Genomic DNA, 8133 nt, shown 5'->3' with positions numbered 1-8133 from the left:
GTGGAGGGAACACGGCCCGCGCTCGAGGAGGAGCGCGGGCCGGAGCGTCGCTCAGCAGTGGCCGAAGTCGAAGGTGAGGTACCAGTTCGTCTCGACGCCGGATTTGTAGCCCACGCCGCAGCGGCAGATGTCGGTGCCGACCGAGTAGGTGTAGTACCCGTCGCTGTAATAGGTCGTCTCGACGTTGAGGAAGTAGGGGCAGATGTACGGGCCGTTGGGGCCGCCAGGGTTGGTGGGGCCGCCGCCCGTTCCAGCGTCCTCATCGGTGCCGGCGTCCTCGCTGCCCGCATCCTCGCTCCCGGCGTCCTCCTCGCCCGCGTCCTCCTCGCCTGCGTCCTCTTCTCCCGCGTCCTCGGACGCTCCGCCATCCGGGTCACCTCCGGCGTCTTCGAGGAGGAAGCGGTCGTCTGCGAAGGGGAGGGCCTCGGGGGCGGCATTGCCTCCGCAGCCCGTCAGGGCGAGCAGGGTGGAGAGCAGTGCCACACGGCAGGACGGTCCTGGTTGCATTCACGACTCCTCGAGGGGCTGCGTGGGTGCGGGGGCATCCGCGTCGCGACGCCCCAACCAGGCCGCGACGAGGTGGCGCAGGAGCAACGCGAGCGTCAGTGGAGCCAGCATGGTGCCTTCCCCCGGGAATCCTGGCGGGTGCTCCAGGGACTGAGCGCTGGTGACGCTCCTGGGTGGAGACCCAGCGTGAGCGAGGCCTCACGGGCAGGTCCATCCCAGGAATGTGGGGGCGCCCGGCCTCTGCGCGGTTCACGCCGGGTCCCGTGGCCCACGGCGTGGACGGGCGATCTGTTGATGGGTGGACGGAGCCCTGGCGGTCGGTGCCGCGAACCCGTACGTAGGGTCCAGCAGGGACGTACCCGGTGTCGATCTGCCGGAATTCGACCGGATTCGGTGCGCTTGGGCAGCCGGGCGAGGGGGGACGTACGTGGTGCTTGAGGTACCCCGGGGCTCTTGCTAGAAAGCGCCGTTGTTTCAGGCGTTTGTTGGCACGACCCCGTAGCTCAGTTGGATAGAGCGGCGGTTTCCTAAACCGCAGGCCACAGGTTCGATTCCTGTCGGGGTCACTCGCCAACTCCCTGGAACCCCAGCGGTTTCCTGGGGCGGCGGAGGATGTCGCCGGTGAAGTGGCTCCCGGCGTGGCGTCCACGTGGCGTTGGGCCTGCGCGGCGGCGAGTTGGAACGCCCAACGCAGGACCACCGGTCCAGGAACCATCGCCTTTCGCGCTGCCTTGGAGCCTCCCGTCCGGATGTCAGCGCAATGCCTGACATCCGGACCGACAGACGGGTAGGGCAGACGCTGCTGCTTGACGAACTGCGCGACCTGGCGCTCGTTCGCCGCGGACACGGGAAGCCCCCGCGCCATCGCATCGAAGACTTTGATTCGGACCCACTCCACGACTCGGACGGAAGCGGGAGTTCAGGAATGCCGCTGCCCTCCGCGACATGCTATCCGAGAACAGCTGCACATCGAAGGTCGATGAAGGATGACATTTCGAGCAGGGCTGGACCTGGACAGCAATCACATTCTCGCTCAAGCTCGGAATCCTCCCATCCCAGGAGCATTCAATGAGAGGCATATCTCCGTGGGGCCTAGCGAAGACACTCGCGCTCGTGGCCTTGCTGACGACCTCAAGCGCCCTCGCGCAGAGGACCATCACCTACAACAGCTCAAGCGGACTCTCGACCGGCATCTGCAACGTCTTCAATCTCTCGACGCCTGCGAAAGTCAACGACATCATTCATTACCCGGTCTCTGGAGGGGCCAGATTCAATGGCAGCGCTGTCATCCTCGAAGCCCAGGCAGGAAACACCTCAGCCTCGAACCTGGGAACGGCCTATGCCCTGAAGGTCGGGTTCAAGGCCGGACGCAAGTACACCCTCGCGGTGACTGCGTCGAAGATCTCAGATGATCCTGTGTCCAGCCCCCATCTCATCTTCTCTGTGCGCACGTCGCTCCCTGCGCCCAATGAGACCCAACCCACGAGCTGCGGGCCCGTTGGCGCGGACCGCTGGTCGATGCTGCTGGATGACGTCGTGGGGGCGGCCTACATCAGCTCGGCGACCGCCAGCAACTACCCCCTCACCGAGTGGACCGCCAGCGAGGACCTGGACTACCTCTTCGTCTTGGCGACCCAGGGCTCCAGCACGAAGTCGACGCAGGTCTTGATCAACAAGATCTCCATTACGGAGACGATTCCTCCCGTGTTCTCCCTCACCCCTGCGTCCATCGCCCTGGCGTGCGGGGACACGTCGGCGCGGACCTTCACTGTGAACAACCTCGGAGGAATTCCGAACGTCACGGCGTACGAGTGGGACCTTGGCTCGGCGAGCAATGGCTGGCTCCACCAGGGCGGACCAGCACCGGCCACGCTGACGACCTCCGAACCGTCCCTCACGTTGACGCCCAACTGCGGAGCTGCTCAGTCGGGCATCGCCGTCTCGGTGAAGGCCGGGAGCACCACTCATGGGCCCTACCGGTCCATCGTGGCGAACTCTGGCTACCCCACGATGGCTATTACAGGCCCCGACATCCTTTGCGCCGCGACACCCCAGGAGTATCGAGTTACAGGGCTGCCTTGTGGTGCCTCCGTCGTCTGGAACTCAAGCAACCCGACCTTGGCGACGGCGACCACCCACGGCAACAACACTGGAACGCTCGCTCGAGGGCCTCAAATCGGCGATGTCGACCTGACCGCGACCATCTCCGGCGCCTGTGGAACCACCACCCTCACCAAGAGGGTCCGTTCTGGCCCCTACTCATTGACCCGGCCCTACGGAACCCTCACTTTCGAGACCAATGCAGGCTCCTACAGGACGGTGGAGCTGGTGACCGGGACGGACTTCTACGGTTGGACCTACGGCACGAATGGCTTGCTGCTGCGGGCCTCCGTGACCAGCCCAGGCATCGGTGGGTACTGGCTCCTGGGGGAGCCCACGGGAGCGAGCGCCGAGGTCCTGTCGTTTGAAACGACGGATGTAGGCAGGACCGCCATCGTGCGATTCAACCCCTTTGCGCCGGGGGACAAGGTCGTCCATATGACGTTCTACACGACCGCCAATGGCTGCAGCAGTGGCGGCGCCAACAGCCACTGGCTCTTCTATCGAGGAAGCAGCGGTCTCGCGCCAACAGGCGCGTCTACCCCCCGGTGACGCGCGGGGCGAAGGCCTTGGGCCACGAGGAAAAGGAGTCTCCCTGGTCCCAGCATGAGATTGCCCAGATATGACATTCACGCTCCATGATCACCGCAGCGATGCTCCCATCCATCCGCGAGACGGCCTCTGCGGTGCTGGGCTGGCCGGCATCGGCGCTCGCTGGACGTTCGGCCAGTAGTGGCGGGCAGCTCGCTATGGCCTCAGAGCGGGCTGCCCTCTCCCATCCGGCTAGTCCACCCCTCCAAGGTCACAATTTGGCACGCAGCGCGCGGGAGAGCCGCAGCACTGCATTCCCGGTGGGCAGGTGACAGTCTTTCCGCAGATGGCGGGCGCGTGAGAGCTCTGTTCAATTTCAACGAGTTGCGCTTCCGACGCGTTCTCGGTGTCATCGACGGGCCCACCACACCCGAACATCAATCCAAGCGCCAGCAGACCACCAGTCATGAGCAACTTCATGGATTCCCCTCCGTTGCAGTGGTAATGCAGTGGCGGAATCTAGCACTCAGTGTGAAGGCTGCGAATAGGGGCTCCGGTGGCGATCGACTCGGTAGCCCTTCGGGTCGCTCCCGAACACCGGGGCGTCCGTCGGAGGTGCGGGCGGCTGCGGCGAAGCTCTACCCCGGCGGAACACGCGCATGGGGCGTCTTCGCGGGCACATAGCAGCCGCCCTCGTGAACGTAGCCAACAGAACCGCAGTCTCTGATCCACAACTCCACCTTCTCCCAGCACCCGCCGTTAATGCTAACGGGCCCTCCAGTGCACGGGGGCGTGGCCTGGCCCTGGCGCGCCCCGTGCTCGCCCATGAGCACGTGAACGTGGTTGGAGACCTGTCCGAACTGGGGCCGGGCCTCGCCCTGCCACGCCTCGAGCGCGCGCAGGCGCTGGTCCACCAGCCGGAGTTCCGCGCGGTCCGCGGCCTGCTCGTGCTTCACCTGCCGACGCGACAGGAGTCCGTTGAGGCGTGGCACCAGGAGCTGGCCGACGGCGAGGGCGAAGATGGAGTTTTCAATCGTGGGTTCATGAGGGCCAAGAAGGGGCGGTCGTTACTTCTTGGCCATTGGTCACTCGGACGTCACCGCGACGGCGCCATGCACTGTGGGCGCTGCGAAGCAGTTGGCCGGTCCTCGTTTGGCTGTGCCTCACACAGTGTGCTCAGCTTGTCATGCAACTGCTTGAGCTGGCTCCGCACCACGACAGGAGAGCGGGTGTCTTGGTATTCAGCCTTCAACTCCTCAAGGAGAGGCTCACAGAAGTCGATGCTACAGTCTTCGCATGATGTGGGAATGGGCTCCGGTAACGGCTCATACTCTCCACAGAGGTACGGAGATAGTGACGAGAAGGCAATGATGTTATTGCAAATCGCCAATTGCGTCTCAGAGTCGCAGGAGCCGTCTCTACACGCAGCCACTCGCTCGTCGAGGAGCGCGCAATACGGCTGCTCGGGCTCCGGATCACGACAACCCAGGGTTGACAGCAGCGCTCCAAGCCCAGCAAACCACGATATTCGAATCATCCCGAGAACCCCTGAGAGAGGACTCACCGTCGCAGGACAGAAAGGTGCCAGCCATCAGTCGCGAGGGAGGCCGGCAGTCCACTGCCGAGCAGAACTCTCCTGCACGCCGCGTGTCACGACCGTGCCAATGCCCAGGGGCGATAGGGGCATGGTGTGCGTGGCCGGGAGAACGGGCGGACCCGAACCGTCCACCCCTTCTCGCGGGCATGCACGACGCCGACGTACGTCCCGCGCTCCTCGCCCACGTCCGGGCCAAGCGCCCTCACGCACGGGTGGTCGAGGTGGCGCCCCAGTCGTTCCTTGGATTCACCGCCGGGACGCGCCATGCGAGCGGTGATGCCGCGCAGGCGCAGCCCACGTCAGCTCCTCTTCGATGCGTAGGCCTTGTCACCATGCAGACGACGACGAGGTTGACGACGGCAGCGCCGACGTCCCGGTCATCGGCGCATCAATGCTGATTCCAGCGCCGCCCTTGGATGTCCTTCCCTTGTCCGACTGCTCCGGACGGCGTGGCTCCGCCGTCCGGAGTGAGTCGGTAGGCTACGGCGACCAGCGAACGCGCCGAACGCCGCCGTGGTTGCTACACCTGCCCTGAGCCCAATCCAGACAGTTGCCACAGACCTGGTAGGAACTGTCCAGGTCTCCATCACAGCAACGGACTTCGCACGTGCGCCACCCGGGAACGCAGGCTTCCGCGAACTCGAAGCACGCGAGGTCCGCACCTGGCTTCTCGACCACCTCCGCCGACTCCTCGCGGGGGGCCGCCTCGACTCCCTCCTGCTCCTCCGGGAGGGGGCCTCCACACGCGATCATCAACGTGAGCCCAACCCACAAAACATAACGGCGCAGTCCAACAGCTGTCATTGCGGCCTCCACTTCGTTTGTGTCTGTGTGCAGCCTGAATGACGGACATGTGAAGGGCAAGGTCGTGGGGCGCGGTTCTGACGCTGTCAGGGGTTCGGGTGTGCTGGAGTTGACGGATGGGTGTTTGTGGTTGGAATGGAAAGTTCTGGTTGCTGCTTTGTCAGTCGTGTGCAGGGATGTGTCTATGGGTCTTGGTTGCAATCCCCTGTCCAGGTTGGACGGACACGTCCTCGAAGTACGTCGGCTCCGGGAACACATCCTTCCATCCGTAACGCTCACAGGACATGTGAAAGTAGATGTAGCCCTTCATGTCATTCTCAAGGAGTGAGCGCATCCGCTCCGCCCCGGGTGGGGCCGCTGCCAGGATGAACCCGCGGGCATCCATTTCCGCCTGAATCGTGGCGACCTCACGGTCGATGCTCGCCAGGTCCACCCGTGGCACATAGCGCAGGTCGGCGGGGGCGCTTGGAGCCGCACCCATCACCTGAAGCAGCTTCCACAGACAGCCCGCATCGAGGCCCCGCTCCACGAGGGCTCGGTATCCCTCGTTCTCGATTCCGCTCAGCCCGGGCGCGCTTCGGTCATTCGCATACATGGATGTCGGGTCCTGGCGATGGGGTTCGTTTCGGGCATCCAGCGTCCAAAACTCCACGCTTCGTCCTGGGCACGGGCTTTCGACAAGCGCCCCAGTTCCTGGGGTGTCCGCCATGCGTCAGTGTCATGCCCTCGAGGAGGAGCCGAAGAACGTCTCCGGGGACTCCTCGAATGCCCAGGCGCGTCGCGACGAGTCGCTCCAGGATGGCTCTTGCGATTGGGTATGGTTTGCCCTGGGCCCTCAAATCTCGGAGGATGTCCGTGGCCCGGTGGTCCCTCGCTCGCACACGCTCACGACAGGGGAACCCTCATGAAGAGTTTGAAGCTGCTGTGGGTGGCTTTCGCCGTCATGTTCGCACTGGGGTGTGGCGGAGCCGCGACAGAAGTCGTCGGCGAAGAGGCATTGAGTGAAAGCTCGCAGGAGCTGGCGACGTGCTATGCCAACTGCGCCAACGGGCCCATCAGCTGCTCGGGAACGCCGTGTCAGGCCGTCGACTACTCGGGAGTGACATGCAGTGGGGTCTTCCATGCGTGTCCTCCTACGAATCCTCCGGATCCCACGTGCGCGTATGCGCCGTGCAGTTCGGTCACCAGTCAGCAGTGCTGGGGAGGAGAGAGTGTCCTCTGCTGCAACAGCGCTGGAGGGAAGAGTCAGTGCACGTGTCTGGGCGGATGGTCCTGCGTCGACGTTGATTGGTAGGCCGCCATCGGGGGCTCCTCCAGTCTCCTGGGCTGGGGAGCCCCGTCGTGGTGCTCCTCCTGCTTTCCTCAGGTGTTCCGTGACGCGATGAGCGCGAGGTTTCGCGGCGACACGTCGGGCTCGAAGAGCTGGAGCAACTCGACCTGGAAGCCCAGTTCCTCCAGGAACATCGCGCGATCGAGCAGGAGCACGACCTCCAACGCCCTCGCGAAGCGGTCCCTCAGCAGATGGCAGAGCAGGAGCTCCCGCGTCTCGGCGCGAACGGAGACCTCGAAGGCATCCAGTTCGGCCTCGGTCATTCCCGAGGAGAGCCCCAGGCGCTCCAGGCGGTCGAGCGCATAGATGGCGAAGGGTCCGTCATAGAGCGCCCGGGGCGCGTCTCCCGCCCTCACGAAGTCTCGCTCGGGAAACCGCTGCTTCGACAGGAGATGGAACGCGAAGCGCCACGCGTACACCTGCTTCATCCGCGCGAACTCCGCCTCGGTCTTCCGCGGCCGTCCCCGCGTCGTCAGTGCCAGGGCATGCGGTGTGAAGGGCAGGGGATGTTCGCGGCCGACTCGGGAGACGGGGTAGTCCCTGGGGACCTCGAGCTTGTCGTAGCAACAGCCGATGTTCAGGACGAAGCCCGCTCCCAGACTCTTGCGGAGCTGCGTGAGCGCGAGCGGCCCGCAGGTGTGCAGACCGATGGACGCGCGGTCTCGACCGGAGAAGAGCGGATCGATCCCCGGTTGGGGGGCGTCCTCGACGGAGGCCTGGATGAAGTGCAGGGTGTCTCCGACCGAGGCTCGGGTCCTCTTCAGCCACTGTCGGCCCTTGTCCTGCAACGCGGCGTCCCTGTCGATGCTGTGGAAGGTCCAGCCGAACGTCCGCGCACAGAGGCGGGCCAGGTGCCCCATGCCGCCGCCGATGTCGACCGCCTGCTGGATGAAGCGCGTTCTGGGCCCCAGCAGGGCCAGCACCCGTTCGAGCTCGTGGGTCTTCTTGTCGCTGAGTCCCTGCGTCTCCGTGACCGTCAGCGCGTGACGGCCGTCGTGCCAGGGAATCGCCGTCAGCTCCTGGAGCGCGCCCAGGAGCGCAGCCAGGGAGGGAGGCGGCACTCCCTGGAGCACTCCTTGGTCCAAGCTCCGCTCGCCTGCTTCATCGAGTGACCGGGCATAGGCCCGCCACTCCTCGGGATAGGCGGCGCCGGACTCGGGCCAGCCCTGGAGGATGGAGCGGGACCAGAGCGCGGACCAGGGGCGGAGTTGGTGCGTGAGCGCCTCGAGCCGCGCCTGGAAGTCCATGGGGGCGCATCCTATGC

Annotated in this window: 5 protein-coding genes and 1 tRNA gene; 2 read left to right on the top strand and 4 right to left on the bottom strand. The window is 65.1% G+C overall.

Features of this window, described 5'->3' with window-relative positions; genetic code table 11:
* Positions 1-51: 51 nt before the first annotated feature.
* Positions 52-507 carry a hypothetical protein gene (locus AC6JA9_RS23505; RefSeq protein WP_223747414.1) on the bottom strand — a complete coding sequence of 152 codons (456 nt, stop codon included), beginning with the start codon at positions 505-507 and terminating at the stop codon, positions 52-54.
* Between the two features lie 492 nt (positions 508-999).
* Between AC6JA9_RS23505 and AC6JA9_RS23500 the strand changes: the two genes are divergently transcribed.
* Together AC6JA9_RS23500 and AC6JA9_RS23495 are read left to right on the top strand one after the other, a co-directional pair.
* Positions 1000-1073 (top strand) — tRNA-Arg (locus AC6JA9_RS23500).
* Positions 1074-1620: 547 nt separating this feature from the next.
* Positions 1621-3159 carry a hypothetical protein gene (locus AC6JA9_RS23495; RefSeq protein ID WP_497957856.1) on the top strand — a complete coding sequence of 513 codons (1539 nt, stop codon included), beginning with the start codon at positions 1621-1623 and terminating at the stop codon, positions 3157-3159.
* 617 nt (positions 3160-3776) lie between these two features.
* Here the strand turns inward: AC6JA9_RS23495 and AC6JA9_RS23490 are convergent.
* The 3 genes from AC6JA9_RS23490 to AC6JA9_RS23480 all read right to left on the bottom strand — a co-directional run bounded on the left by AC6JA9_RS23490 (position 3777) and on the right by AC6JA9_RS23480 (position 8116).
* A complete protein-coding gene (locus AC6JA9_RS23490) occupies positions 3777-4130 on the bottom strand; it encodes a hypothetical protein (protein WP_223783647.1) in 354 nt (117 codons plus the stop codon).
* A 1569-nt stretch (positions 4131-5699) separates the two neighbouring features.
* The gene (locus AC6JA9_RS23485; protein ID WP_497957855.1) at positions 5700-6134 is read right to left on the bottom strand and encodes a hypothetical protein; all 435 of its coding nucleotides are present in this window, start codon (positions 6132-6134) and stop codon (positions 5700-5702) included.
* Positions 6135-6901: 767 nt separating this feature from the next.
* Positions 6902-8116 (bottom strand): methyltransferase, encoded by a 1215-nt coding sequence (locus tag AC6JA9_RS23480; RefSeq protein ID WP_497957854.1) that lies wholly within the window; start codon positions 8114-8116, stop codon positions 6902-6904.
* Positions 8117-8133 lie beyond the last annotated feature (17 nt).

Source organism: Myxococcus sp. MH1 (genome assembly GCF_059738865.1).
Note: the sequence above shows the minus strand (reverse complement) of the source record. Positions and strands in the feature narration are given on the sequence as shown.